This is a genomic window from Sulfitobacter sp. UBA4523 (genome assembly GCF_002388305.1).
Taxonomy (GTDB): domain Bacteria; phylum Pseudomonadota; class Alphaproteobacteria; order Rhodobacterales; family Rhodobacteraceae; genus Sulfitobacter; species Sulfitobacter pontiacus.
This window is the reverse complement of the sequence record NZ_DGMH01000017.1, coordinates 25,964-26,585: the sequence shown is the minus strand read 5'-3', so window position 1 is coordinate 26,585 and position 622 is coordinate 25,964. Positions and strand designations below refer to the sequence as shown.

The following is a 622-nucleotide window of genomic DNA, read 5'->3' as shown; positions in this document are numbered from 1 at the left end:
CTCCGGCGTGAACAAGTTGCTGCTGATGTGCATGTCTGTGCTGGTCGGCGGTGCCATCATCGGCGGCCTGGTCGTGGTGGGTGGCCCGCAGCACGCAAGGCTCGCCCAGCAGGACAGTCAGCGCCTCAGCGATCTGCGGACCTTGCACACGCATCTGATGTGCCTTGGTCACCCGCGCAAACCATTGCCGCAAGCGCTTGCGGATGACAGCTTTTGTCCCGGCATGCGGCCCGGATTGCGCGATGTGCTGACCCAGGGCGACCCTGCAACGGGCGCGCCTTACGCCTATCACCGCCTCAGCGATACCGCGTTCGAGGTCTGCGCCACACTGGCGCTTGATCCGGCAGAGGCGCGCAAAGCTGCGTTTGATCAAGACACCATCGCCCTGCGCGCCAACGACACCCTTTGTTTCATCGGGGATCGCGCCGGTTCTGTTCACTAGGCCGTTTTATAGGCTGATCGGTTTAAGTACCTCGGGCTCGATCACATCCACGCCGGGCAAGCCGTCGATCAGTACCTGCGCCGATTGTTCAAGCGCGTCGAAGGTACGGTAGTGGCAGGGGATGACGGTCTTGAAGTCAAAGTACCGTTTCGCCGCATAGGCCGCACCGGCCATATCCAT

1 protein-coding gene and 1 pseudogene are annotated in these 622 nt (G+C 62.1%); one reads left to right on the top strand and one right to left on the bottom strand.

The annotated features are described in order from the left end of the window. The coding region (locus tag B3849_RS03420; RefSeq protein WP_286779816.1) for a hypothetical protein at positions 1-442 on the top strand (442 nt) is incomplete at its 5' end. Positions 443-448: 6 nt separating this feature from the next. Here B3849_RS03420 and B3849_RS03415 read toward each other — a convergent pair. Further along, positions 449-622, bottom strand: a pseudogene (locus B3849_RS03415) (hydrolase); the annotation flags it as partial.